Origin of the sequence: Nitrospira sp., assembly GCA_024760545.1 — a bacterium.
GTDB lineage: Bacteria > Nitrospirota > Nitrospiria > Nitrospirales > Nitrospiraceae > Nitrospira_D.
In genome coordinates, this window is record CP060501.1 from 1,151,204 (window position 1) to 1,175,993 (window position 24,790).

Below are 24,790 nucleotides of genomic sequence, written 5' to 3' on the forward strand. Positions count from 1 at the left end.
ATGATGTCCCATCCAGCGGACCATCATCACGGTCTCCCGCCGATAAACCTCCCGCGCTTTTTTCAACCATCGAGGCGATGACACACCGCTTTTTACGGCCCGCTAGACAGCAGTGCTGTCCCGAGTATAATGACAACAGTTCATGTGTATGATCAGACTTCTGGCCCTGCTCCTCAGCCTCATATTGCCGTTCCCATATCCAACTTCCTCGTGGGCTGAAGCGGGTTATGAGGAGAGCCTCAAACAGTTGGCGGAAGGGGTGACAGAAAAATCCGCCAAAGCCAAAAAGCAGCGGCTCGCGATTCTCGACTTTACCGATTCCACCGGAGAGCCCACTCCGATAGGACGGTTCATTGCCGAGGAGCTCGGGACACAGATCATGGTGGGCGGGGAGCTAACGGTGGTTGACCGCACGCTCACATACTCGACACTGAAAAAGCAGAACGTGGATCACTTCGACTCGGCTGATACGAAAGTCCTACGGCGCGCGGCCAAAGCGATACGCGCCGACGTATTTGTGAAGGGTATGGCAATCGAGACTCCCGAGGGCCTGCAGGTCTCCGTGAAGCTCATCAGCCCGTCGAACGCCCACCCGGTCGGCGCTGCGCGCGGAACCATTCCAAAAGCCGGTCCCCTGAGTGCCTTTTTCAAGAAGGAGGAGCCGGCGCCACAACCACTCGTGATCATCGAGAGTCCGAAAGAGTCGGCGCCGCCGGCTGGGCTCGGAACGCACCGGAACGAACACTACGAGTTGGTCGTGACTTCGATCGAAAAGCAGGACGGGCGAACGAAGGTGGACGTGACCATAGAAAATCATTCTCCGCGCGATCTAAAACTCCTGTGTCACTTGCAGGACACACTGCTGAAGGACGATCATGGAACCGCCTGGCATCAAGGCGTCGAGGAGAATCGGGAAGGACTCTGTACGCGCGGGCTTGAACTCTTCTCTCGCCGAAAGGAACGGACTGTGCTCACGTTCACCGGCTCTCCGCATGTCTCGGTCGCTCAGTTCACGTTGCACTTCCACGAGAAATTGCCGAGACGGGACGCTTCCTTCGTGATCGATGGGCTAAAAGTCGGATCATCGTCAGAACCAGCGCAAGCTGTACCGTAGAGGGTATATGTCGAATACGTTAAAACAAGTGCTGACCATTGCTGGTTCAGACTCCGGAGGAGGAGCGGGAATCCAAGCCGACATCAAAGCCATGTCCGCCAACGGCGTCTTCGCCATGTCGGTGATTACAGCCATCACGGCTCAGAACACCGAAGAAGTGACGGATATCTTCGAACTGCCGTCCGCAATCATCGCGGCTCAGATCGACGCGATCTTCGATGATTTCGAGGTCGCCGCCGTGAAGACCGGGATGTTGTCTTCTGCTGCCGTCGTCGACGTCATCGTGAAAATGCTGACCCCCCAACACGTGGCCAATCTGGTTGTCGATCCGGTGATGATTTCCAAGAGCGGCCATCCTCTTTTGAGACCGGATGCAGTCGAGGCCGTCAAGACGACACTGCTTCCGCTCGCCTTGGTCGTGACCCCGAACGTGCATGAGGCACAACAACTTTCCGGGATCGAAATTACATCTTTGGCGGACGCCCGGCGAGCGGCCAAGGTGATTCATGGCTTCGGCTGCAAGCATGTGCTGATCAAAGGCGGTCATCTCCTCAATGAACGGGCAACCGATCTGCTCTATGACGGGAGATTTTTCAACGTCCTGAAGGGGGAGTTCATTGAGACCCGACATACCCATGGCACAGGGTGTACGTTCGCCTCCGCATTGGCCGCTCATCTTGCCCAAGGGCGGTCCGTCTTAGACGCGGCGCAGACCGCGAAGTCCTACGTCACCGAGGCGATCCGGCATGGATTAGCGATCGGCCATGGCCAAGGCCCGACCGATCATTTTTATTTCCTGGAGCGATAGGTTCAGGACAATGTTCGCACGAAGCTATCATCCACTTACGTTTTGCTTCATCGGTTTTGGCTGGCTGGCGCTCGCTTCGATCCTCGGGTTGGCGATGCTGGTCGGACTGGTCGGAGGCACTCCACTGCCGCCATGGGTGCGGGCGCTCCACGTCCACGCAGTGCTGGTCGGCGGGGTAACCCAGATCATGCTTGGCGGATTTCTCTTGCTTGTTTCACCACTACACTCAGTCGATCGAAGAGAATCGGCATCCCATCCCCTCACGCTCTGGGCCATGAACGGCGGTGTAATCGGAATGCTCGTCGGTTTCTGGCTGCATCAAGACATGGTCGTGGGCGGCGCCGGATTCGTGGTCATCGCCGCATTCTTGTCCGTCATACACACGATCTGGGGTCGGGTGCGCGAGACGTGGACGGCTTCGTTTGGATATTCATGTTATTACACGCTCTCCCTCCTCGCCCTAGTCAGTGGATCAGCCTTTGGGGAAATCGCAGCATTTGGGCTCATGCCGGAATCTTACGGCTATGTGCGGCTCGCGCATATTCATCTTGTTGTGCTCGGTTTTGTAGTCTTGGCCATTATCGGGATGACGCACCGCATCCTGTCGACGGTCTGGAATACTCCGCTCGTGAGACCCTGGCTTGCACAGGCAGTGATGGTCATGATGTCGATCGGTGTGACTGTTTTGATCGGCGGATTTCTGAACTCGTCCGTCCTTGTTGAAATGGCCGCCGGCGCTATCCTCTTCATTGGGGGAACGCTTCTAATCGGCGACTTGTTCAGTGCATGGCGTTCCTCAACCCATGGCGGCAGCGCCGCCTCGGACCATCTCTTGATCAGTGGCTTCTTTCTCCTGTTCACCATCATTCTGGGTGTGCTTGTCGGAGCCAATAACCTATCCAGTCCCCAAACGTTGCCTTATGGCAAACTGCACTTGATCGCCTATACACATGTGACATTCGTCGGCTTCGTCGTGAACGCCGTCATGGGCGCCTTCTCACACCTCGTTCCCGTTACCTTGGCAGCCCGTCGCATCTCTAACAGCAAGAAACGCGGCCCATATCTTGAGCACCTCACCGCAATCATGAATCGATGGAGAACCGTCCAAATCGCCGCCCTTTGCCTAGGAACCATGGGACTCGGCATCCTGGCGGCGCTGGCCTGGAATGTGCCGCTGAGCTCCATCTACATTCGAGTGACGATTTGGTCTTGTCTTGGCCTCATCTTGACCAGTTTCGTGATCTTCTCGGCCAAATTGACCGCGGTCGTGGCCAAACAACCAGAGGCTCTCGTCACCCCGCACGTTTCTCCCGAGGAGTTGAAGCTCACGGCCTAACCATTCAGATTCGCCGACCTTCACGCTGACCGCTCAAGCCGACTCTGATACAATCGCTCCCGTGGAAGAACGAATGTCATTTCCCGGTCCTCACGGACATCGAATAGCGTCCATTTTGACCGAGCCGAGCGGCGGGACCGATAAAATCGCCATCCTGTGTCACGGATTTTTGTCATCGAAAACCAGCTCGACAAACAACGCACTGACACGACTGCTCATCGGCCACGGTATCGCCACCTTCCGTTTTGACTTTTTTGGACAAGCGGAAAGCGAGGGTTCATTCGATCAGATCACCGTTACCCTAGCGGTCGAACAAGCACACGCAGCCGTGGATCTCATGAAACAGAGGGGATATCGCCGCATCGGCCTGATGGGATCCAGCTTCGGCGGTCTTGTCTCGATTCTGGCGGCTTCACAACGGACAGACCTGGCTTGCCTTGCCCTCAAATGTCCGGTCGTCGATTTTGCGGAAGAGCTACGGCTGGAGTTCGGAGAGGAAGGAATGGCGCAATGGAAGACGACCGACACCATCCCCAACATCATGGGGGGGCCTGATGCGATTAAGCTTCGCTATGCCTTTTATGAAGACTGCCTCCGGCAGATTGCCTACGATCCCGCGCAATCCATTACCGCTCCGACCGTCATCGTGCAAGGTGACCACGATGAACATGTCCCCCTGCACCAAAGCCGCCGACTCTATGAGGCGCTCCGGGTCAAGAAGCACCTTGAGATGCTGCAGGGAGCCGACCATCAGTTTACGAAGGGGGCGGACTTCATGCGGATGACGAATGTGATAGCTGACTGGTTGAACAGCTATCTCACCGGATAGGAGATCGGGATGCTGAAGCTAGCCAACCAGAGTAAAAATCTTGCGTGAGATTATACCGTGATGATCTGACCTTCCTCTAGAAACGCCACCCATTGGATACCCAGCCGGCTAATTTGCTCTTCAATCTGGTTACGAAATTCGGGCTTCATGTGATAGGCGTAGATGGGCAGTTCGGGACGCTCGAGTTTTTGAAACTCTTTGAGGAACAGCGAGGGGGTGAGGTGTTTGGATTTTTGTGCTAATTCCCCCAGTTCGTCAGGAAAGGATGATTCAAGGAAGGCGGCCTTGAGTTCGGGGATCATCCTGCCCAGGCTCCAAATCTCCTCCGTCTGATAGGTATCACCGCTATAGAGCAGGGCAGCTCCCCGGTCTTTCACGACATATCCCACGGTGGGGACTGTATGGTTGACCGGAATGGGAATGACTTCGAGATGGCCCAGCATGACCGGTTTTCCGGGGTGGAGAACTTGGGCTTGCAAGACCGGATGTTCTCGATGTGGCAGCTTGAAAAAATTCGGATAGACCTGGTCGTTAAACACATGGTCGATCAACCCTTGAATCACCGGTTCAGTGGCCGCCACGATAACAGGAGCAAGGAACCCTTCGGCTAGATTATCGACCAGTAGCGGAAGGCCCTTGATATGATCAAAATGAAGGTGGCTGAGGAGCACGAACCGGATACGTCGCTGCTCCGCTAATGTGAGTCGCGTTCCGATCGTTCCAGCATCCAGTAGCACGGAATCATCGATGAGGAATCCACAACTCTCCTGACGGACTAGCCTACCCGCTGCCTCCGCGAGACAATCCGCCCCGTGGCAACCCAACACACGTATCTTCATGTAATACCTCGATTATTTGAGGAGATGTGCTCCGCCCTAAAACCGCACCATACCACGGTGAGCTTCTCTCCGTCAGTTATCAGTCGATTCTCCTGAAAAAATCCGGCGAGTCCCACATACCAGCTTTGGTATCTCAATGTTAGTGGTTGCAAATGCATTTAAATGGGGCTAATGTCCGCCACTCTAGGTCCATAATTCTCAGGCCGTTCGGCCTACCTTGCAGTATTTTTCTAGCGCTGATTGACTACATGATTGGTGGAGTTGTTCTTCAGATGGGCCAGGCAGTGCGATCACCCCGAAACGAGTTGTCTAAGGTGGGAGGTCTCTATGAAGTATCTCCGGTGGGTTGGGTTGATGCCGAATCTGCTGCTCGTCGGAGCCATTGGAGAACTGATGGCGCCCCTGCCTTCGGAAGCACTGACCGTGACGATCGATGGGACGACTGTTCAAATTACTACAACATCAGCGGCTTGTACCTCGGGCTATAACCTCTGTTCGTTTATTCCTCCCGGTCGATACGGTAACTGGACCGTGGGGGACGTCTCTTCGACGAACAAGGCCAGAATAATGATTGGCGACAACAGCGCCGCGAACAGTCTCGACCTGCTGAAGTTGACCGGAATCACCTTCACGCCGGTGGTGACGGCAGGCACGAAGACAACCACGGTCGTCGTCACGCATACGTACAATGCCGGCGGCGGGAATCCCGCGGGCGACTATTCGTGGGGCTATGGGATGGCCGGGTACTTCGATCCCCCTGGTCCCTCCCCTACCGAGAACATCGTGGGGAATAGGCTTCGACAAATCGGCAGTGGAAACTTCGCCGGCGCAATTGTCCAACTGGGGTCGGGGATTGATACCGGTGTGTTGGCAACCCCCACAACCAACAATCTTAATGGGAGCGTCACGAAGACTAGTCCGGCAACCGTGGTCCGGCAGAATTGCAATACGGGCAGCGGCAGGTGCGCTCCGACGATCACGCAGACGTTCACCATCACCGTGGCTGGCGCCGACAAGTTGGTGCTGTCCGACAGCGTGATAGCCGCCGGAGGCACCTGTCATCCCCTCACGCAGGTGATCCCGATTCCGCCGGGCCTGTATGCGCAGATGCGTGCGCTGGACCCCACGGCGAAGAACGATGTCAACAAACTCAACGAGTGGTTGGCCACGAAGGGCCCGCTTCTCAAGATCCAGCAAGGGCTGAGGGCTCAGCTCCATCGGTTGCTAAAGGCGGCTGGTCGAGGGACCTGTCCTGAGATTCAGGAGGAGATTGACGAGGTCGTCGAAGACGACGTGCAGGCGGAATTGGTGGCTGCTGCAGCGGCGGGCGCCGTGCCCGCCGAGCCTGGCGGCACGATCACGATCATCAAGAATACGGGCCAAGTGACGAGCGATACCTTTACCTTCCATATCAGCGGCGGACCTTCTGCGTCGACCGAGACGATCTCAATGGGCGGTCAAAATTCGCAGTCAATCGTCGTTACGGTGGAGCCAGGGACCTACAATATCACCGAAAATCCGCTGTCCGGGTGGTCTTTGACCACTTCTTCGTGCGGCGAGGGGGGACCCACAACGGGTGTTGTGGTCGAGGTGAGTGGCAATGTAGATTGCACATTCAATAACACTGGTGGGGCGATATATAACGGTCATGAGTATCGTGTGATCAACCTACCTGGCGTGACGTGGAATGCCGCACGAGCGCAAGCCCAAGGTCTGGGTCCGGGGTGGGACTTGACCACAATCACTTCGCAAGGAGAACAGGAATTCATCCAGGGCCTCTTACCACCTAATCCTAGAGAACTTTCTGGCACTCATGATTACTGGATCGCAGGGGAACAACCAAGCGGATCGCAGGAGCCCGGCGGTACTTGGCGGTGGGCTACTGACGGCTTCGTCTTTTACAACAACGGCGTATCCGCGGGGTATGCGATCTGGGGAACTACCTCCACGGGTCCGGACAATGAGCCGAACAATCTCGGTAACGAGAACCATGTGACCTTGGATAATCGCTATGGGTGGGGCTGGAATGACCTCAACGGAAACGTAGGAACTCAAGGTTTTGTTGCCAAAAGAGTTCACATGGTGATTCCATAGGTGGATCTACTGTTCTGTCGGACTGACGGGTGAGATTTCCGCGAGACAGACGGTTATTCTGAGCGATGTGGGCAGCACGGGTGCTCCCCACATCGCATGAACGAGAGGGGAATATGGATGCACGCAAGCCGCCCTCGCGCCATCCATCATCCAGAAGACATCCCGCTCAGTGGGCGTTCCTCCTCATGCTTGCCGTGATTCCGATGTCACCGTCAGTTGGTGACACGCAGATCACTACGGACATTACCTCCTCCGGCCTAAACACACAGGTCAATCAGGTCAGCAATTCGTATAACATCACTGGAGGCACCAGGCCAGGCAATGGTCCCAATCTCCTTCACAGCTTTGGAAACTTCAGTGTGGGAGGCGGTGATCTCGCCAACTTTCTCAACAATACGGGGCTCCCGACCTCGAACATCCTGGGCCGTGTGACAGGCGGCAACATCTCGAACATCGATGGCACGATTCAAACCACCGGTTTTGGCAGCGCGAATCTGTTCTTGATGAATCCATCCGGCATCATCTTGGGACCAGGGGCTTCGCTCAACGTCGGCGGATCGGTCAGTTTCTCGACCGCACAGTACATCCGGCTATTCGACGGGGTCAGCAGTGCAAATTTTTATGCCAACCCCGCCAACGATGGGTTGGCCAACAGTCTTCTCACGATCGACGCGTCCGCCTTTGAATTTCTCTCGGCCTCCCCTGCTGGATACGGTTTTCTTACAGCGCCCGACCCGAATGCCACAATCACAATCCAGGGCAGTGCCCTTTCCGTGCCATCAGGGCAAGCGATCTCGCTGGTCGGCGGAAAAGTCGTGATCGAAGGGGGAGCGCAACTCTCTGCGCCGAACGGCACCATCAATCTTGCCAGCGCTGTTTCTCCAGGGGAATTCGACGTCACGGCGCTCGGTTCACTTCCCAATGTGGACGGGACCTCGTTTACCTCGAGTGGGTCGGTTTCCCTTGCTTCGGGTACGAGCATCGATGTCCATGGTACCGGCACAGTTTTCATCAAAGGCGGACAGCTTGTCCTCTCCGTGAATGAGGCCACCCTCTCCACATCTGAGGCCCCCGCCCCGCCGGATACGATAGTGCTCAGTCCCGGTAGTTCCATCGCAACGGCAAATTCTGGAACAGAGCCAGGTGCCGATGTGCAAATGACTGTTGGGAACTTCAGGATGGATGGGTCCAACATCACAACGATCACGTCGGGACTAGGGAATGGGGGAGCTGTGCATCTTCAGGCCAACAGTCTCACGATGGAGAATGGCGCATCGATCGTGACGGCAACGGTTGACGGGGGTGGCATTGGAGGGGACGTGGTCCTGAATGTGAGGGCAGTTGACCTCATGGGTGGGTCCTTAATCCAAAGCCAAAGTCAGAACTTCACCCCTGGGTTAGGCCAGGGTGGCAATGTGACGATCCAAGGGCTGTCGGGCGCGGAATTCGGCGCGGCGGAGTCGGTTTCCCTCTCCGGTGACAGCAGCCTATCGACTCAGACGTTTGGAAGCGGTGCGGGAGGACGAGTGACCATCCTGTCCAAAGCTTTGACGATGGATGGAGCAGCCACCACCGTCAACGCGCAAGCGACGGACGTGGGTCGCGGAGGAGATATCGTCGTAAGCGTCCAGCATGCCACACTTTCCAGTGGGGCGACCATTTTGACTTCCACCGGCAGCGCGGATCCTAATGCTCCAGCGGCTGCCACAGTCAAGGTGCAAGGGCTGTCGGGAGCGGGGAGCATGGCGGATTCTGTCGACCTTTCAGGATCAAATTCCGGCATCGTCTCCGATACAATTGGTACGGCTCGTTCCGGTGACGTGGCGGTGCATGCTAAGACGGTCATCCTGAGGGAGGGTGCCGTGATCCAAACCGGCACTTCGATCAACACAGGTGCGGGAGGAAATGTGACCATCGATGCGGACACGCTTGCTATTTCCAGCGAGGCTCGCATCACGAGTTTGTCCGCCGCTGGGAACGCGGGGCAGGTGGCGATCACGGCAAATCAGTTAACCATGAATAATGTTTCTATCGCGAGCAGTACCAGCAGTAGCGGCAGAGGCGGAGACGTGGTGCTGAACGTGGGAATTGTACGCCTTTTGAACGATGCCAAGATCAATAGCAGCACGTCTGAGTCTGGCCGGGCCGGCGACATTACGATGAACGTCGGCACACTAAGCCTTGCCAATGGCAGCAGCATCAGCAGTGCCAGCACCGGGACGGAGGTCATCACCCACCCAGACGGAACGACGCAGGCGTCGGGCACGGCAGGAAATGTTGTCATCACGGCTGCGGGCCGCTTCACAAGTGACGCGAGCACTATCGCCACATCGGCGGAGGCAAACCATGGTGGAGACGTCTCCATTACCGCTCACAGCGTGCAACTTTCCAACGGCAGCTTAATTACGGCGAACAGCAATGCGCCGCTTACAGTAACCAACCTTGTGTTGGACGCGAACGGCCAGCTGGTCGAACAGGTGGTTGGCCACGGCAACGCAGGCAATATCGTGATTAACAGCGGCTCGACATTTCTCATGGAGCACAGCTCTGTAACGACGGAAGCCAGCCATGCCAGCGGCGGACAGATTACCATCAACGCGCCGGATATGATCCGGTTGATCGAGAGCCCGATTAGTACCTCCGTCGCCGGCGCTGCTGGAGACAGTAATGGGGGCAATATTCGGATCGATCCGCAGTTCGTGATTCTCCAGAATAGCGAGATTCTGGCCCAGGCGTTTGCCGGATCCGGAGGAGCCATCGACGTGACCGCCGGTCTCTTTCTTGCCGATCCTTCCAGCATCGTGGACGCGACTTCCACACTCGGGGTCAGCGGCACGGTGCAAATCAACGCCGCGATCAACAACCTATCCAGCGTGGTCGCGCAACTGCCGGAGTCCTTGTTGGCGGTTCAGACGCTGCTACGGGCCGCCTGCGCGGCGAAGCTGGCGCAGGGAGCAACCAGCAGCTTCGTCGAACGCGGACGTGACGGCATCCCTGCCGGACCCGATGGATTACTCGCGAGTCCCTACCTGCCCATGACATCCGAACATTCCGAGCTGCGACATGGCAAGCCGTCGACCGGAATATCAGGGATCCGATTGCGTCGACTGTTTGAGAAGGAGATGCCTTCGTCAGTCACGCTCTTCTCAGATAACGCCGCCTGTTCGTCATGAGCAGGAAACTCCACCACGCAATGGAGCGAGGCTCCGTGCGTGTGGGTCGACGGCGGTTGCCGTGGGTTGTGGTGATCGTCATGATCGTCTGCCTTGTGGCACAATCCGCGTCGGCACAAGTGTTTCTCCCTCCAATCGTCGATCCAGGCGGGCGATCACGCGAAATTCCATCGCTTAAAGACGAGCCGCCCTCCCCGAAGCTCGCGCCGATGGAACCGGCCGCTCCAATGCCTCCCACCGAGACGCAAGAACGCCTCCCACCTGTTAGAGTCTTCGCGCGGGAATTCCAATTCGAAGGTCATACGGTCTTAACCGTGCAAGAACTGCAGGTTGTGGCGGCACCATATACGAAGCGCGAGGTCACGACCGAGGACCTGGAAAGCTTGCGGTCCGCAGTGACGCTGCTCTACGTTCAACGGGGTTACGTCACGTCCGGAGCGGTGATTCCCGACCAGGCCGTGACCGATGGTCTTATCAAAATTCAAATCATCGAAGGCACGCTGGCGGAGATCCACGTCGAAGGCGCACGGTGGTTGTGGCCTGGCTATTATCGTCGCCGCATTGCACTCGGTGCCGGGCCGCCGGTCAATATCTACACGCTGCAAGAGCGATTGCAGCTTCTCCAACAAGATCCACGTATACAACGCATCAATTCCGAGCTCCGTCGAGGCGTCGCGCGAGGTCAAAGTGAACTGAATGTGCGGGTATCGGAGTCTCGGCCGTTCAAAGCCTGGCTGGAGTTCAACAATTTTCAATCGCCGGCGGTCAGGGCGGAACGCTTGCTTGCGACTCTCGCCCACGAGAGTTTGACCGGGAACGGAGACCGGCTGCAGTTTACCTACGGGCAATCGATTCCCATAAACAACACGACCGGTGTGTTGCCGTTGATCAACGTTTCGTATGTTCTCCCGATCACTGCCTACGATACCAGCCTGGCTATCGCCTACCGTCGCTCCGATTTCAAAGTGGTCACCGAGCCCTTTAAGGCGCTGGACATCGAAGGCCATACCGAGATCTTCAGTGTCGCGCTGCAACAACCGGTGTATCGCACGCTCAATCATCAGGTGAATCTCGGCGTGCAGGGCGACTATCTGTACAATAAGAATCTGCTGCTGGGCCAGCCGTTCGACTTCTTCGCCGGTTATCAAAACGGCGTCGCGAACGTAGCCGCGTTGCGGTTTCTCCAAGATTGGACCTATCGGACGCAGGACTCCATCGTCGGGGTGCGCTCGCGTTTCTCCGTGGGATTGGACGTGCTGGATGCGACAATCAATTCTGGCCCGGTTGCCGATGGCCGCTACTTTTCCTGGGTTGGGCAACTTCAAGGATTGCACCGATTTGACCAGTATGCGGGCACGCAGCTGCTGGGCCGCATGGACTTACAGTTGACCAACGATCGATTGTTCCCTCTCGAACAGATGCCGATCGGCGGGCGCTACAGTGTGCGAGGCTATCGCGAGATCAGCCTGCTGCGGGATAATGCGTTTCTCTTCTCGATCGAGCCTCGTTTTCCCATAGCCCGATGGGTATTCGGAGCCAGGGAGGATTTGATACAAGTCGCCCCGTTCTTCGATTATGCAAGGGCCTGGGCCGCCAAGGGCTCAAACGAAGACCCCAGGAGTCTGATGAGCGTGGGTGTGGGGCTGCGGACCGCCTTCCTCCCCAAAAATCAAGGCTACTTTGAAATCTATTGGGGATATCGGTTGAGAGGTTCGGGAGCCAATGATCCTCCGTATATCACGACAGGCAACTTGCAGGATCATGGCATACATCTGCAGCTGGTCCTGCAGCCCTTCTAACGGGATGGAGGAGATGACCATGAACGACCCCTTCTCGCCCCAATACGCCTGCACACAAACCCGTGCGGGCATTCTCCGCCGTCATGGATGGTGCGCCCCAGTCGCAAAGATCGGTATCGCCATTGTCACATTGTGCATCCCATTGCTGGCCTCCTCGTCCGCACCAGCTCACGAGATAGAAACCGAACCTTCTTTTCCGCATGGATCCCTACTGCACGAAGGGTACGATACCTTCAGACGTGGGGCCTTCGAGCAGGCAGCCGAGATCTGGCAACAGGCGGTCCGGGCGTCTCACGACGCCGGGCGTGTTGTAGAGGAGAGCGACGCCCGTGTTGCGCTGGCACGAGCCTATCTCTCGCTGGGATTCCATAACCTTGCCGCACAGAATCTCGATGTGGTCGTCGTTCTCACCCAGGGGAACGACCGTTCTCGTCAGGCTGCGGCGATGGAACTGCTTAGTCAGGCCTATCTGGCGGGAGGACGTCCGGACGCCGCGTTGGACACGCTGCAGACTGCCCAACAGTTGGCAAGCGAAGCAGGCGATCAGATTCGAGTGGCCTCGATTGTCCATTCGCTTGGTGCCGTCCAGAGCGCACTCCAACAGGACAAAGACGCATTGGCCTCCTATTCGGAAGCGCGGCGCCTAGCAGCATCAGCGCATGCAGAAACACTATTGACGGCGGCGACGATCAACGGCGGCAAAGTGGCAGTCCGGATGAGAGAGTGGGAAGAGGCGCGGAAGTTGTTCGACGAGGCGCTATCGCAGGTGCATCGCTTTCCGGATTCGCACGACAAGGCCTATGACCTGATTTCAATCGGGTTGGGGTTCGAGAACCTCCACGCCCAGCTCCCGGATTCCGGCGGGCGTTTGCGTCTGCAAGCGGCCGCGGCCCTCGAAGCAGCCGGCGAGGTCGCCAAGTCGGTCGGCGACGTGCGCGCCGCCTCTTATGCCTTTGGGTATCGAGGCCACCTGTATGAGCTCGACCGACGCTACGACGAAACACTGCTGCTCACACGACTTGCCATCGGCTATGCCCAACAGGTGCATGCCCCGGAGTCCCTGTATCAGTGGGAATGGCAGTTGGGCCGTGTCTTGAGGGCTCAGGACAAGATCGATCAGGCGATCGTATCGTACCAGCGCGCCGCCGACCTCGTTCAAACGTTGCGTCCTGAAATGGCTGCCGGCACCGCGCTGTCGACAGCATCCTTCAGGGAAGCCGGTGGTCGGCTGTACTTCGAACTGGCGGACCTGCTGCTCCGACGTTCTGGCACGACTACGACTCGAGAAGAAGCACAACCCTATCTCATCAAGGCGCGCGAGGCCATCGAGCTGTTCAAAACGGCCGAGCTGCGCGACTACTTTGCCGATGAGTGCGTCGACGCGTTTCAAACCCGCCAGACAAAGCTGGAAGATGTCTCGCGCCAGGCGGCGATTTTCTACCCTATCATCTTGCCGGATCGAACGGAACTGCTGGTCAGCCTGCCCGACGGGATGCATCGTATCACCGTGGCTATCCAGCAAGAGGAACTCAAGGCGGAAGCCGTGGCCTTCCGCCGACTGCTGCAAAAGGAAACGACCCGCGAATACCTTCGCAAAGGCCAGCGTCTCTACGATCTCTTACTACGGCCGCTCGAGCCGGAGTTCGCGAAATTCGACATCAACACGCTGGTGGTCGTGCCGGACGGGCCACTCCGCATGATTCCATTCTCGGCATTGCACGATGGGAAGCAGTTCCTCATCGCCAAGTATGCAGTGGCGACGACTCCCGGCCTGAATCTGACCGATCCAAAGCCGCTCGGCCGCGAGGGGATCGAAGTACTCTCCGCCGGTCTCACAGAAGGCGTTCAAGGATTCCCGCCGCTCCCGAAAGCAGCGGAAGAGTTGGAGACGATCGGCGGGCTCTACAAGACGCATCGCCTCCTGAACCAGGATTTCCGAGTGCCTCAGCTGGAACGAGCGATGAAGGAGAGCCCGTTTACAATCGTGCACATTGCGTCCCACGGGAAATTCGAGCGCGACGCGAAGAACAGTTTCCTGCTGACGTTCGATGGGAAACTCACGATGGACCGATTGAGCCAGATCATAGGCTTTTTCAGGTTTCGGGACCAACCGCTCGAACTGTTGAGCCTCAGCGCTTGCCAGACTGCAGCTGGAGACGACCGTGCGGCGCTCGGCTTGGCGGGGATTGCGATCAAAGCGGGAGCCCGCAGCGCACTCGCCACGCTTTGGTTCGTGAACGACGAGGCTTCGTCGGCGTTGGTTGTGGAATTCTATCGCCACATGAAGGATCCGGGCAATTCAAAAGCCGTGGCCCTTCAGAAGGCACAGCTGAAATTGATGGAGAATCCTGATTTCCAGCATCCGATCTATTGGTCACCCTTTCTTCTGCTGAACAACTGGCTCTAAATAGGATAGAGTACGGGCGTCTTGGTACTTTTGCGATGAACAGGCTTGCCGGCTTCGCACTCGTGTATTTTCCTCCATGCAAAGCGTGCTGAAAACCGTCTACCTACCGTTTGCCATGACCCTTGTGACCGGCTTTCTTTGTGGGCTGGTCATCCTCGGGGTACGCAGCACCGGCCTCCTCCAACATCTGGAGCTCAGTGTGTACGATTGGCTTCTCCGATCGAGACCGGCAACGACCGGCAGCGATTCACGAATTACGTACATCGCCATTTCCGAGGAGGATATTCGTCGGCAGGGACGCTGGCCGATCACAGATGAGACCCTTGCGCATACGCTCCGCATCCTTGTCGAATACCGCCCACGGGCAATCGGAGTGGACCTGTACCGCGACATCGAAGTTCCCCCCGGACATGACGAACTTACCGCGCTGCTACCCAAGCATCCCCAAATCATCATGATTTCGCAACTTGGCGGCGGCACAGTGGCCCGCATCCCTCCACCACGGGTGCTGGAAGGAAGCGGGCAAGTGGGATTCAACGATATCCTGGTCGATCATGACGGACTCATACGCCGGGCTTTGCTCTTCCAAGACGACGGCGATGATGTCGCCTATGCCTATGCCCTCAGGCTCGCCATGCTGTATCTGGCGGGGGATGGAGTTATCCCGGAACAAGACCCGGCAGTGTCGGAGTGGATTCGCTTAGGAAAAACCACACTGAAGCCGTTCGCCTCTTCAGATGGAGGTTATGTGAATGCAGATGATGCCGGATACCAGATCTTGTTGGATTTCGGCGGAGCAGCCAAGCCGTTATACACCTTTTCGCTGACCGATCTGCTTGCCGGACGGGTTGAAGCCCGTTATCTCACGGAACGGGTCGTCATGATCGGCGTCACGGCTGAGAGCGTGCCGGATGTGTTCCACATCCCGGTTCGCTACGGATTGCGGGGTAGTGACCAATTCCCCGGTGTTCTCATGCATGGGATCATTACGGAGCAATTACTCGCCGCCGCGATTGATGGCCGCAGACCGATCCAGGCGATGAGCGAAACTGCTGAGATCGCCTGGACGCTGGTATGGGGGATGCTCGGAGGAGCATTTGGGAGTTTAGCACGATCCGCCTGGCGCTTTTCGGTTATCACTCTCGGAGGGCTCGTACTCATGACCGTGTCGGTCATCACACTATTCTGGTATGGATGGTGGGTGCCTGAGATCCCTGCCACCTTTACCTGGTTTCTGGCGATCGCGATGGTCGTGGCCTCGACCCTGGCTCGAGAACGGAAGGATCGGACCATTTTGATGCAACTGTTTTCACGGCACGTCTCGCGCGAGGTCGCCGACAAGATATGGCAGGACAGAGACCAACTGTTCGAGGGCGGACGCCCACGGCCGCAGGATCTCTTCGCTACTGTATTATTTTCGGACTTCAAAGGGTACACGGCCGTTTCGGAAACGATGTCTCCGCAGGCCTTAATGGATTGGATCAATTCCTACTTGGATTCCATGACGAAAGTCATTATGGACCATGGAGGGGTTATCGACGACTATGCAGGCGATTCAATTAAGGCTAACTTTGGTGTCCCGCTGAAGCGAGATTCCAAGGAAGAAGTGGCCACCGATGCGGTCAACGCAGTGACCTGTGCGCTGGCGATGGAACAGCACATGCTCAGACTGAACGAGGAACATGAACGGAACGGTCTCCCAACGGTGGGCATGCGCCTCGGAATCCATACCGGTCCCCTGCTGGCCGGATGTGTGGGGAGCGCTCAGCGCATGAAATATACCACCATCGGCGACACGGTCAATACCGCAGCGCACTTAGAAACGTTCAGCAGGGAGGCTATTGCAGAACCACAGGGGCGTCGCCCGTGTCGGATCTTGATCAGCGAGAGCACCGCTCAGCTGCTCGGCAACCGTTTTCAATTGGAATGTATCGGAGAGGTGCGCCTCAAAGGAAAAACGGAGTCTTTGCTGGCCTACCGTATCGTCACCACGGCGTGTGCAAAGGAGCCGAGAGAGTAATCCGTACATCGAACAGACTCGGAGCGAACCTCAAGACCAACATTCCAAGAGGGGAACAAGAAAGCTTCCTTATCGGGTGGCCTACTCACTCTTCCGGACAGTGCTTACTGGGGCTGAGATGTACGCATACCCTGTATGCTCGCGGCCACCTCTCCCAGTCCACCTTGCTCAAGCAACGACGCACGCTGCTGACGCAATTCCATGTCAGCTGGATTGGATTGCATAAGATCAGAAATAGCCATGAGAGCATCGTACCAAACTCCTGCTTCAGCATAGCGCTTCGGTGCATCCGCCTTGCTCACATCACTCGTCAGCGGCTGTTCCAGCTTGTCGCGATCCACACGCGCGATCGCTCCCTTTGCCACGACATTGGCGGAAGGCTCATCGGGGTCCATCACCAGCGCCACCGACCATTGATAACGCTCTCCAGGCACTAATTTCGCGTTATAGTCGGCAAGCCTGATCTGCTGAACACCAGGTCGGGCGGGGCTTGGAAGTTTCGCTTCCACGGCCGGAGCCTCGGCACTGTCGGCGATGAGAGTGAATTCATAGGACAGGTTATGTTTGGTCGGGGTGAACCAAAACAGCACTGGTTGCTCATGAATCGTTAACCCCACATGGTCAGGAGCCAACAGGCTGATCACCGGGAGACTCTTATTCGTGCCGCGTGTTCCTCCTCCCCTTCTGAGTCCAGGCGCCGGAGCCCCCTTTCGGGGTGGAACATACAACAACGGTTTAATGGTCGACTCGGACTTAGGTTGGGATGCGATAGTTTGGGGTGCTTTTCCTTGCCCCTCTTCTGCCAGGGAGAGCCACGGTAGTGGTAATGCGAGACCGGCGGCGATGCTTAAGATAATGAAGAGTCTCATACTGCTCCCTCCTTTGTTTGACACCTCAAATCCAGGCGAGAGATAATTTGCTCATATCATACCGACTACCGTCTCGGAAAGAAGCGCCTCAACGCAGCTGCTATTCTTAGCCGCATAAAAACACTGCGGTTTCTTGCCTTCAGAACGCTACAGTCATTCTCGAGTTTGATGGGGGGAGTAATATACGCCTACATTCCAATGTAAATCCATCTCCTAGTGGGATCACTCATCGATCCAGGCCGCTTGGCCAATCTCACATCGCAGCGAATATCCGTGAGAATCACTCCCCATCTCCCTTGGCTGCAAGCCGCCTTGGGTCTGCAACCAAACCGCTCTGGCGGGCCGCCATCGTCAGGTTCTCCTTCGAGGTCAAGCGGACCATGCATGGGTGCGGTGCTCAAACGCCTTGGTGGATTACACGGTGTGGATTTGGTTATCATACGCATCGCCGAATCGGGCAAGCTCGTTCATTCACCTTCTCCTTCTCCATTTTCATTCGAACTGGTGCTAGAGGAAATCACGGTCCATGCACTTCGACATCGTTACCATCATCGGCCTATTGGGATGCGTGTTCTATCTTGCCAGTCACTCGCAGAAAGAGATGATTTCTCTGCGCGTGCTGGCCGTGGCCAGCAACGTCGTCTTTATCATCTTCAGTGTGCTGCATGCACACTTGGACATCTCACAGTTGGTTGGCATGCCAGAATTTCTTTTGAATTTCGTCCTCTTGCCGATCAACACCAAACGGCTGTTAGAAATCATCCGGCTGACAAAGCAAATTGAACAGGCCACCGTGGAGTCCCCCGTGTCGGAATGGCTCTTGCCACACATGCATTTAAAGAAGCACCGCGCTGGAGAAGTACTTTTCCGAAAGGGTGACAGGGCCCACGAAATTGTTTATGTGGCCGAGGGGCGCCTCAAACTTCAAGAGATCGACCACTACATCGGCCCCGGCGAGTTGATCGGAGAGATAGGGCTCTTCTCAGGTGAAAAGGTACGCACGATGACTGTGATATGTGACACCGACTGCGAGCTATACAAGATGACTGACGAGATGATTTACCGCCTGTACTACCAGAATCCGAAGTTGGGCTTCTTCTTTATGCGGCTGATCGTCCAACGACTGCTAGCCGATGTGCGGCGCGGCGCCATCGAGCCAGGAACCGTGTAATTGAATGATCCTCGTGAAGCGGTCGACGCAACAACCCTGGCCCTATGAAACGGCTCAGGGGCGCTGGATTTCTTGGAGCGTGAATTGCTTCGGGAGCAGAACCGGCAAGATCACACCGATAGGATCACCGCGCTTGATGGTCGTGGGCTTGTGTAATTGAAGAAGGAAGTTGGCTGTAAACGCTTCGTAGTCGGGCAACCAGTCATACTGATTCGGCGTACGCTTGTACTCCTGTGTCTTGATACCTTCCCAGACAGTAAACGTTCGCTCCGGATGGTGATAGAAGTGGTTGGGCACATCCTTCATCATCAATCCGACATGTTTGGGATAGTACAAGCGGATCCCGCAGCAGAGCTTGGGATAGCCGCTGTTCAAAATCAGGTCGACGTACATGCCGGAGAACGTCTTGTAACCCAGCAGTCGCTCGTCCGGTAGAATCGGAGGTGATTGCCACTTGATGCCCTCCGCCGTGCGGCGCAACTTCACATCGGCCGGGCAGCGGATGAGCCAGCCGTAGTTGCCCGCCGTGCGAACCGGCCCACAGTCGTCAGGTAGCACCTTGTATCCGCCGGCGGCCAGTGCCCGTTGGTCATCCAGCGTCATCTGGTTCAACATCGGCCGGTGCGGATGAAAGTCTAGCTTGAGCCGCTCCGGTGGAAACGCAGTCGAATATTCCCGTTCCCAATAGATGACAATCTTGTCGGCGTCTTCCCCCGTGGTAGGAGATGTGATGGGTTCTTCTTCCATGAGCAGTGACAGTAATCGAAGGCGAGGGGCCGGCACAAGAGGCTAGGCAAGGCTAAGAGGTTACTTATCGGAATTGAATGCCCCTGTGAAATTGGTCTCCAGCTCCTCCAAGGCTGAAAAGGAATTTGCCTGGAGGTTGAAAAAGAGGGCCGGAATAGTTTTTTACCACGCGTTTCATCGGGACACGACTTTGAAGGTATCACCGGCGATGATGAGCCCCTCGGTGCCGTCTGCAAGCTTGACTTGGAAGGCGTCAAAATCTTTGCCGTGATACACGCCGATGGCTCGTGCCGTCTCACTGGCCTTCAGGATCGCAATCACTTTCCCTGGCTGAGGCCCCGCACTCGAGGATTCAGGAGCAGGCGCCGTCTGCTCTATGCTGTGCACCTCTGTTGGTTTTTCGATCACGAGGATCGTTTCACGATTGTCGCATCCAACGGGAATTACTGCGCTGAGAGCACAAAGAGTGACGACGGAGATATAGTCGCGGAATCGTCTCACAACAGTGTTCAATCACATTCGGTTTCAAACTTCACTTTCACCAAGCATCAACTGGAAAGGTGAATATACCAGTTAGGCGGCGCCTATTCATTAGTGATGGCGAAGAGCTCCAAGGATGCAGACCAACCGTGCGCTGGACGCGCCGGACACGGAAACCCTTTCCCCCCTTGCGGGCCTCCGCTTATGACTCTTCCAGTTGAATCGTCTCGACACGGACCAGGGCGACTCCTTTGTCGACAAACCCAAGCTGTTCGGCGGCTCCTTCGCTCAAGTCGATGATCCTCTTTCCGGAATCAGGATTGTGCTGACTGGGAAAGGGACCGCGGTCATTCACTCTCACAACGATCGACCTCCCATTTTCAAGGTTCGTCACCTGCACATGGATGGGAAGCGGCAGATACTTATGGGCTGCCGTCAATCCTCGTGGGTTAAACAGTTCGCCGTTGGCCGTCATGGATCCACTGTTCTGACGCACTGTTTCTTCCCCATACCAAGATGCCATGCCTGTCTCTCCATACGTCTGTGCACTCGAGACGCTCATCGGCACATAATACCGGCCATTGACGGTATAGGGAGCATTTTTTACGCGCCCAAGGCGAATCGCCTCCTTGACCGGGAGTCCATCGATGGTCTGAACGTCGTCCCTCACCAAGGGATACTCCAACGGAGCACGGACGACTTCAAAGGTAAACTTGCCGATGTGGTAAACGAGTTTGGTCGTCTCTTTTGTAAATTGATAGGTTCCTCGCACGACCCATACGGTCCCTTTCACGGCTCCCTTAATGACACGATAACCTGTTTTGATCGTTGAGAAGGTCGCGTCGATCACCGAACAGGAGGCAAGATTTAGGAGAGCGAGAAGGAGAAGCAGTGAGAGAAAAGTACCCGCTCGAAAGTTTTCACAATCACGCCGTAAGGGTAGAAAATATAATTTCATTGCCCAACACTTGACACCGCCACAGCTCCTTCCCTGCCAGCGAATCGCTACCTCGCATCGGCCAGCTATGTTTATGCAAATCCCATAAATGGTTTTGGTCAATAAATGATGCCGCCGACCACCCAGTGGCGGTCGTCCGGGATATCGATCAGCAATCGTGTGAGATTCATGCGCGCCAGCTGGGAGCCGATCTCATCCTCCGTAAAAGCAGCGAGCAGCGAGTTGTAGAAATCGCGGCGTAAAATATCCGGTTCATTGGCGGCGTACTGGTCCACAATGGCTTGCGCGGCTTCCGGCGATTCCGGGCGGAGCAGATCCATCACGAGCACCGGGGAGCCCGGCTTCACGAGTTGCCGAAGTTTTTGCCAAAACTGCAGGGGGTTGGGCAGATGGTGAAGCAGGCTATTGGAGATCGCTGCATCGGCAATATTGGCTCCGGCTACGGCATCGAGTCGTTCGCAACGCAGCGTAATGCGATCAGTCAAGTCAACTTGCTTCAGTGCCTGTTCGCCCAACTGGATCATCGGAGCCGAGGCATCAACCCCGATGATCTGGCAGGCCGGATACAGTCTAGCAAACCGGATCGGGATGTCGGCAGGGCCGCAGCCGAGATCCAAAACACGGCCTTGCGAAAACTCCGGGAAGTATTCCTTGAATCGATCGACGAATCCTTGATTCTCTTCGGCAAAGTCGGCACGCGCATAGACTTCCGCCTGCTTGGGATCGTCCATCAATTCCGGTTCGAGTATTCGATTCATCATCCGCACCCCCGTCATCCGTAAAGCATGTTCGCAAAAATCCTACGAACTCCCCGTCACTTCATGATTCCACGCTCACCGCATCTCCCGGTCGGACAATCCCTCCTTGCAACACTCTCGCATAGACACGACTCCAGCCAGGGTTTAACTTCTGCGAAATGCGCGAGAAATCCTCGTCCCTAAACCACCGCCGATTGTGACTGCAGGGAGTCGTATAGCTCGTGACCTCGAGTTGAATCTCGGGACCGATCATCAATCGCACACCCGGCCGTACCAGCTCCCAATCCAGGCCGGACAAAGTCAGGTTTTCGCCGGACGATCCGGGGTCGATCGGATGACCTTCTTCTTGAAGTTGTTCGATAAGCTCCAGCGAAAATAGACAGACGGCCCGGTCGGGTCCGCCGTGAACCTTGAGATTCCGCTGCCGATCGCCATCTAACCCGTGTTCGCCCACTTTTGCTTCCCAAACGGGAAGCTTCGGAACCCCTCCGTCGGAGACATTGATCTGGTGGACATGTGGATACGGCGGCCTGGTCGCCATCAGGCCTCTCCGTCGCAGGATTCGGGCCTGAGAAATTTCATCGCCACCCACCCCTCCTCCTGGCGCCGTTCCGAGCACGCCAAGCCAAGATTGGCAAATCGATCGACGATCTCGGCCTGCTGCTCGATGAGAATACCGGAGACCAGTATGCGTGCGCGTTCCGACGCCGAGCTTGCCACATCGCCGGCGAGATCCAAGATCGTTCGCCGGTCGAGATTAGCCAGCACCAGATCGGCAATCCGTCGCTTCTCCTCCGGCAGATCGTCCAACGTGCCTGTCATGATGTCGATCCGATCGTCCACATGATTCACCCCGAGATACTCTCTTGCACATTCCACCGCAACCGCATCATGTTCAATACCGATGGCCGATGCGGCGCCGAGCTTAACCGCCGCCATGGCCAAGATGGCGCTGCCGGCGCCCACATCCAAAACCCGCTCTCCGCCATGTATTTCCCTCTGCAACCATTCGAGCAACATCCGAGTGGTCGCATGGTGGCCGGTGCCGAACGCCTGCTTCGGATCAAGCACGATGTCGATATCGTTCGCCCCCAATACGACTGGCTCCCAACTCGGACGAATGACCAGCCGCCCGATGTGAAGCGGCCTCACGGAGCGAGCCCAAGCCTCGTTCCAATCCTGAGCCGGCACCTGTCGTACCGAGAGCGGAGTATCCTCGATCGATGGTGCAAGGTCGGCAAGAATTAGGCGAACCGAAGCAAGCCGATCCTCGTTCCACTGGTCCTCCGGCCAATAGAGATGGACCGCCCCCTCATCCTCCCATGCGCCTTGGAGGCTCGGATCATCGAGTCGACTAAGCAGTTCTCCCGCGTCGACGCACCCGTGGATACAGACGTCAATCCAATCGTTGGGCATGGCCATTTCGTGGTTGATGAAACGTGACAGGTCGTCCTTCCAACGCGAGCCTACAAGATCCGCTTCATGAAATTCACGTTGGTATTTGACGTCCCCGACCCGTTCCCAGTAAGGTCGCTGTCATGGCTCACTCTCGTATCACCCAGATCGAGACAATGGTTCGGTTGGCCGACCGGCTCATTGCTCGAGGAACCAGGACCAGCGCCACCTTCACGCGATGGCGGCTGGCCATTTTCCTCATCGGCCTAGTCGTCACGATCACCCTCTACAAGCTCGATTGGTATCACAGCGGCAACCTTGCCCTTGGAGTATTCCTGGCCATCTTCGTCACCGTCGCCGCGTATCATAACAAGGTGGAAACCCGGATTCACCGGCTTCGTCAATGGAAACAGATCAAGCTGATTCATTTGGCGCGGATGACACTGGACTGGTCTGCAATTCCTCCAAGGCCAGGCGAAACTCCAAAGGCTCACCCGTACGCCGCCGACCTGGATCTGTTCGGCGCGCACTCCCTGACGCATCTTCTCGACACGACCGTCTCGGACCATGGCAGAGAGCGCCTGCATCATTGGCTGTTGGAACAACCTCCCACTCCATCACAGTGGCACACGCGGCAGTCGTTGGTGAGAGAACTGGCGTCCCGCTCCTTGTTTCGTGACCGTCTGGCGCTCGAAGCCAAACTGACCGGAGACCAAGAAATCAATGGCAGACGCTTGGCCGCGGTGCTTGAGCATCCGGTCGGCTTGCCTCACTTGAATACCTTTCTTGCCGTCCAAAGCCTGCTTGCCCTGACAACTATAGGTCTTGCCTTCGCCACAATGTTCGGCCAGCTGCCCGGTTATTGGATGTTTTCGTTCGCAGCCTATGTGCTGATCTACTTTATGACCGATCAAGGGGAAGAGTTGCTGGAGCATGCCGTCGGACTTCACCATGAAACCGAGCGGCTGGCCACGGTTCTCGGCTACATCGAACGCCATGCAAAACGGCGGGACACGGCACTCGCTTCAGCCTGGACAAACCTGATCGGTGCGGCCAGTCCCACACGGCACCTCAACCGCGCGGCACGCACGCTCCATGCGATCAGCATCAAGGCCCACCCGCTCGTTCATCTGGCGGTTAACGCGCTGTGTCCGTGGGATCTGTGGTTCACCCGGCAACTGATTCACGTTCAGCACGAGATCAAGGATGCGCTCCCGCACTGGCTTGACTGTTTGGCTGAAATCGAAGCCGCGTCGGCATTAGCAACGTTTGCCCATCTGCATTCCGACTATGCATGGCCCACCCCGCTCGTCGCAACCGCCGAACTGAACGGCACGCCTCCGGCTCTCCATGCAAACCAGCTCGGACACCCGCTTCTCCCCGCCAAGACCCGCGTGGCAAACGACGTTCATCTGACAGAGCTCGGCTCGATCCACTTGATCACGGGCTCAAACATGTCCGGCAAGAGCACCTTCCTGCGAACGATCGGCATCAACCTTTGTCTGGCGCAGGCCGGAGGTCCTGTTTGTGCGCGCTCGTTTGAGTGGACCTGGAGCCGCTTGGCCTGTTGCATCCGCGTTGATGATTCGCTCGATGCCGGTCTGTCGTTCTTTTATGCCGAGGTCAAACGACTGAAAACGATCCTCGATGCCACCAAAGAAAGACACGCGCCACCTGTGCTGTTCTTGATTGATGAAATATTCAAAGGCACCAACAACCGGGAGCGGCTCATCGGCAGCCAGGCCTACATCACCGAACTGTCGCAAGGAAACGGCTTCGGCCTCGTGAGCACCCATGATCTCGAGTTGGCGGAGTTGGAACCAGTGGTGCCCCGGCTCATTAATGCACACTTCCAGGAAACCGTGTCGGCCGGCACACTGGAGTTCGATTATCGGCTCCGACCGGGTCCTTGCCCCACCACGAATGCGCTGCGCATCATGGAGCTGGAAGGGCTACCTATTTCCCCAAACATCAATAATCGGGCAAAATAGAC

19 protein-coding genes are annotated in these 24,790 nt (G+C 56.7%); 11 read left to right on the forward strand and 8 right to left on the reverse strand.

Going from position 1 to position 24,790, the window contains the following annotated elements:
- Positions 1-148 precede the first annotated feature (148 nt).
- From H8K03_05535 to H8K03_05550, 4 genes are all read left to right on the forward strand, one after another.
- Entirely contained in the window at positions 149-1,114 is a 966-nt protein-coding gene (locus H8K03_05535) for a hypothetical protein (protein ID UVT21373.1), read from the forward strand.
- Positions 1,115-1,121: 7 nt separating this feature from the next.
- Positions 1,122-1,922 (forward strand): bifunctional hydroxymethylpyrimidine kinase/phosphomethylpyrimidine kinase, encoded by an 801-nt coding sequence (thiD, locus tag H8K03_05540; GenBank protein ID UVT21374.1) that lies wholly within the window; start codon positions 1,122-1,124, stop codon positions 1,920-1,922.
- 10 nt (positions 1,923-1,932) lie between these two features.
- Entirely contained in the window at positions 1,933-3,258 is a 1,326-nt protein-coding gene (locus H8K03_05545; protein UVT21375.1) for a hypothetical protein, read from the forward strand.
- A 73-nt stretch (positions 3,259-3,331) separates the two neighbouring features.
- Positions 3,332-4,087, forward strand: a complete 756-nt coding sequence (locus H8K03_05550) for an alpha/beta fold hydrolase (GenBank protein UVT21376.1) — start codon at positions 3,332-3,334, stop codon at positions 4,085-4,087.
- Between the two features lie 50 nt (positions 4,088-4,137).
- Here the strand turns inward: H8K03_05550 and H8K03_05555 are convergent, their stop codons facing one another.
- Positions 4,138-4,926 carry a 3',5'-cyclic-nucleotide phosphodiesterase gene (locus H8K03_05555; protein UVT21377.1) on the reverse strand — a complete coding sequence of 263 codons (789 nt, stop codon included), beginning with the start codon at positions 4,924-4,926 and terminating at the stop codon, positions 4,138-4,140.
- Positions 4,927-5,253: 327 nt separating this feature from the next.
- Here H8K03_05555 and H8K03_05560 point away from each other — a divergent pair, with 327 nt between their 5' ends.
- From H8K03_05560 to H8K03_05580, 5 genes are all read left to right on the forward strand, one after another.
- Positions 5,254-7,020 carry a C-type lectin domain-containing protein gene (locus tag H8K03_05560; protein UVT21378.1) on the forward strand — a complete coding sequence of 589 codons (1,767 nt, stop codon included), beginning with the start codon at positions 5,254-5,256 and terminating at the stop codon, positions 7,018-7,020.
- Between the two features lie 113 nt (positions 7,021-7,133).
- A complete protein-coding gene (locus H8K03_05565; GenBank protein UVT21379.1) occupies positions 7,134-10,193 on the forward strand; it encodes a filamentous hemagglutinin N-terminal domain-containing protein in 3,060 nt (1,019 codons plus the stop codon).
- A 35-nt stretch (positions 10,194-10,228) separates the two neighbouring features.
- Positions 10,229-11,992 carry a ShlB/FhaC/HecB family hemolysin secretion/activation protein gene (locus H8K03_05570; GenBank protein ID UVT21380.1) on the forward strand — a complete coding sequence of 588 codons (1,764 nt, stop codon included), beginning with the start codon at positions 10,229-10,231 and terminating at the stop codon, positions 11,990-11,992.
- Positions 11,993-12,011: 19 nt separating this feature from the next.
- On the forward strand, positions 12,012-14,399 hold the full coding sequence (locus tag H8K03_05575) for a CHAT domain-containing protein (protein UVT21381.1): 2,388 nt from the start codon (positions 12,012-12,014) through the stop codon (positions 14,397-14,399).
- 76 nt (positions 14,400-14,475) lie between these two features.
- Positions 14,476-16,419 carry an adenylate/guanylate cyclase domain-containing protein gene (locus H8K03_05580; protein UVT21382.1) on the forward strand — a complete coding sequence of 648 codons (1,944 nt, stop codon included), beginning with the start codon at positions 14,476-14,478 and terminating at the stop codon, positions 16,417-16,419.
- A 104-nt stretch (positions 16,420-16,523) separates the two neighbouring features.
- Here H8K03_05580 and H8K03_05585 read toward each other — a convergent pair whose 3' ends face one another.
- A complete protein-coding gene (locus H8K03_05585) occupies positions 16,524-17,288 on the reverse strand; it encodes a DUF928 domain-containing protein (protein ID UVT21383.1) in 765 nt (254 codons plus the stop codon).
- Positions 17,289-17,814: 526 nt separating this feature from the next.
- Between H8K03_05585 and H8K03_05590 the strand changes: the two genes are divergently transcribed.
- Positions 17,815-18,459 carry a Crp/Fnr family transcriptional regulator gene (locus tag H8K03_05590; protein UVT21384.1) on the forward strand — a complete coding sequence of 215 codons (645 nt, stop codon included), beginning with the start codon at positions 17,815-17,817 and terminating at the stop codon, positions 18,457-18,459.
- A gap of 54 nt (positions 18,460-18,513) precedes the next feature.
- Here H8K03_05590 and H8K03_05595 read toward each other — a convergent pair whose 3' ends face one another.
- From H8K03_05595 to H8K03_05620, 6 genes are all read right to left on the reverse strand, one after another.
- Positions 18,514-19,206: a hypothetical protein gene (locus tag H8K03_05595; protein UVT21385.1), complete on the reverse strand. Its 693-nt coding sequence runs from the start codon at positions 19,204-19,206 to the stop codon at positions 18,514-18,516.
- A gap of 174 nt (positions 19,207-19,380) precedes the next feature.
- Complete coding sequence (locus H8K03_05600) at positions 19,381-19,707, reverse strand: hypothetical protein (GenBank protein ID UVT21386.1); 327 nt, start codon at positions 19,705-19,707, stop codon at positions 19,381-19,383.
- 181 nt (positions 19,708-19,888) lie between these two features.
- Positions 19,889-20,644, reverse strand: coding sequence for a septal ring lytic transglycosylase RlpA family protein (locus tag H8K03_05605; protein UVT21387.1), 756 nt, complete (start codon positions 20,642-20,644; stop codon positions 19,889-19,891).
- Between the two features lie 98 nt (positions 20,645-20,742).
- Positions 20,743-21,405 carry a class I SAM-dependent methyltransferase gene (locus tag H8K03_05610; GenBank protein ID UVT21388.1) on the reverse strand — a complete coding sequence of 221 codons (663 nt, stop codon included), beginning with the start codon at positions 21,403-21,405 and terminating at the stop codon, positions 20,743-20,745.
- Positions 21,406-21,463: 58 nt separating this feature from the next.
- A complete protein-coding gene (locus H8K03_05615) occupies positions 21,464-21,943 on the reverse strand; it encodes an MOSC domain-containing protein (GenBank protein UVT21389.1) in 480 nt (159 codons plus the stop codon).
- Positions 21,943-22,818, reverse strand: a complete 876-nt coding sequence (locus H8K03_05620; GenBank protein UVT21390.1) for a 50S ribosomal protein L11 methyltransferase — start codon at positions 22,816-22,818, stop codon at positions 21,943-21,945. The genes H8K03_05615 and H8K03_05620 overlap by 1 nt, the downstream gene beginning before the upstream one ends.
- Before the next feature lie 122 nt (positions 22,819-22,940).
- On the opposite strand from H8K03_05620, the gene H8K03_05625 reads away from it, so the two are divergent.
- Positions 22,941-24,788, forward strand: a complete 1,848-nt coding sequence (locus H8K03_05625) for a hypothetical protein (GenBank protein ID UVT21391.1) — start codon at positions 22,941-22,943, stop codon at positions 24,786-24,788.
- The last annotated feature ends 2 nt before the right edge of the window (positions 24,789-24,790 follow it).

Bases quoted from the DNA above. Each gene is read 5' to 3' on its own strand.
- H8K03_05535 (UVT21373.1), top strand. From the start codon at position 149: ATGATCAGACTTCTGGCCCTGCTCCTCAGCCTCATATTGCCGTTCCCA.
- thiD (UVT21374.1), top strand. From the start codon at position 1,122: ATGTCGAATACGTTAAAACAAGTGCTGACCATTGCTGGTTCAGACTCC.
- H8K03_05545 (UVT21375.1), top strand. From the start codon at position 1,933: ATGTTCGCACGAAGCTATCATCCACTTACGTTTTGCTTCATCGGTTTT.
- H8K03_05550 (UVT21376.1), top strand. From the start codon at position 3,332: ATGTCATTTCCCGGTCCTCACGGACATCGAATAGCGTCCATTTTGACC.
- H8K03_05555 (UVT21377.1), bottom strand. From the start codon at position 4,926: ATGAAGATACGTGTGTTGGGTTGCCACGGGGCGGATTGTCTCGCGGAG.
- H8K03_05560 (UVT21378.1), top strand. From the start codon at position 5,254: ATGAAGTATCTCCGGTGGGTTGGGTTGATGCCGAATCTGCTGCTCGTC.
- H8K03_05565 (UVT21379.1), top strand. From the start codon at position 7,134: ATGGATGCACGCAAGCCGCCCTCGCGCCATCCATCATCCAGAAGACAT.
- H8K03_05575 (UVT21381.1), top strand. From the start codon at position 12,012: ATGAACGACCCCTTCTCGCCCCAATACGCCTGCACACAAACCCGTGCG.
- H8K03_05580 (UVT21382.1), top strand. From the start codon at position 14,476: ATGCAAAGCGTGCTGAAAACCGTCTACCTACCGTTTGCCATGACCCTT.
- H8K03_05585 (UVT21383.1), bottom strand. From the start codon at position 17,288: ATGAGACTCTTCATTATCTTAAGCATCGCCGCCGGTCTCGCATTACCA.
- H8K03_05590 (UVT21384.1), top strand. From the start codon at position 17,815: ATGCACTTCGACATCGTTACCATCATCGGCCTATTGGGATGCGTGTTC.
- H8K03_05595 (UVT21385.1), bottom strand. From the start codon at position 19,206: ATGGAAGAAGAACCCATCACATCTCCTACCACGGGGGAAGACGCCGAC.
- H8K03_05605 (UVT21387.1), bottom strand. From the start codon at position 20,644: ATGAAATTATATTTTCTACCCTTACGGCGTGATTGTGAAAACTTTCGA.
- H8K03_05610 (UVT21388.1), bottom strand. From the start codon at position 21,405: ATGATGAATCGAATACTCGAACCGGAATTGATGGACGATCCCAAGCAG.
- H8K03_05615 (UVT21389.1), bottom strand. From the start codon at position 21,943: ATGGCGACCAGGCCGCCGTATCCACATGTCCACCAGATCAATGTCTCC.
- H8K03_05620 (UVT21390.1), bottom strand. From the start codon at position 22,818: ATGCCCAACGATTGGATTGACGTCTGTATCCACGGGTGCGTCGACGCG.
- H8K03_05625 (UVT21391.1), top strand. From the start codon at position 22,941: ATGGCTCACTCTCGTATCACCCAGATCGAGACAATGGTTCGGTTGGCC.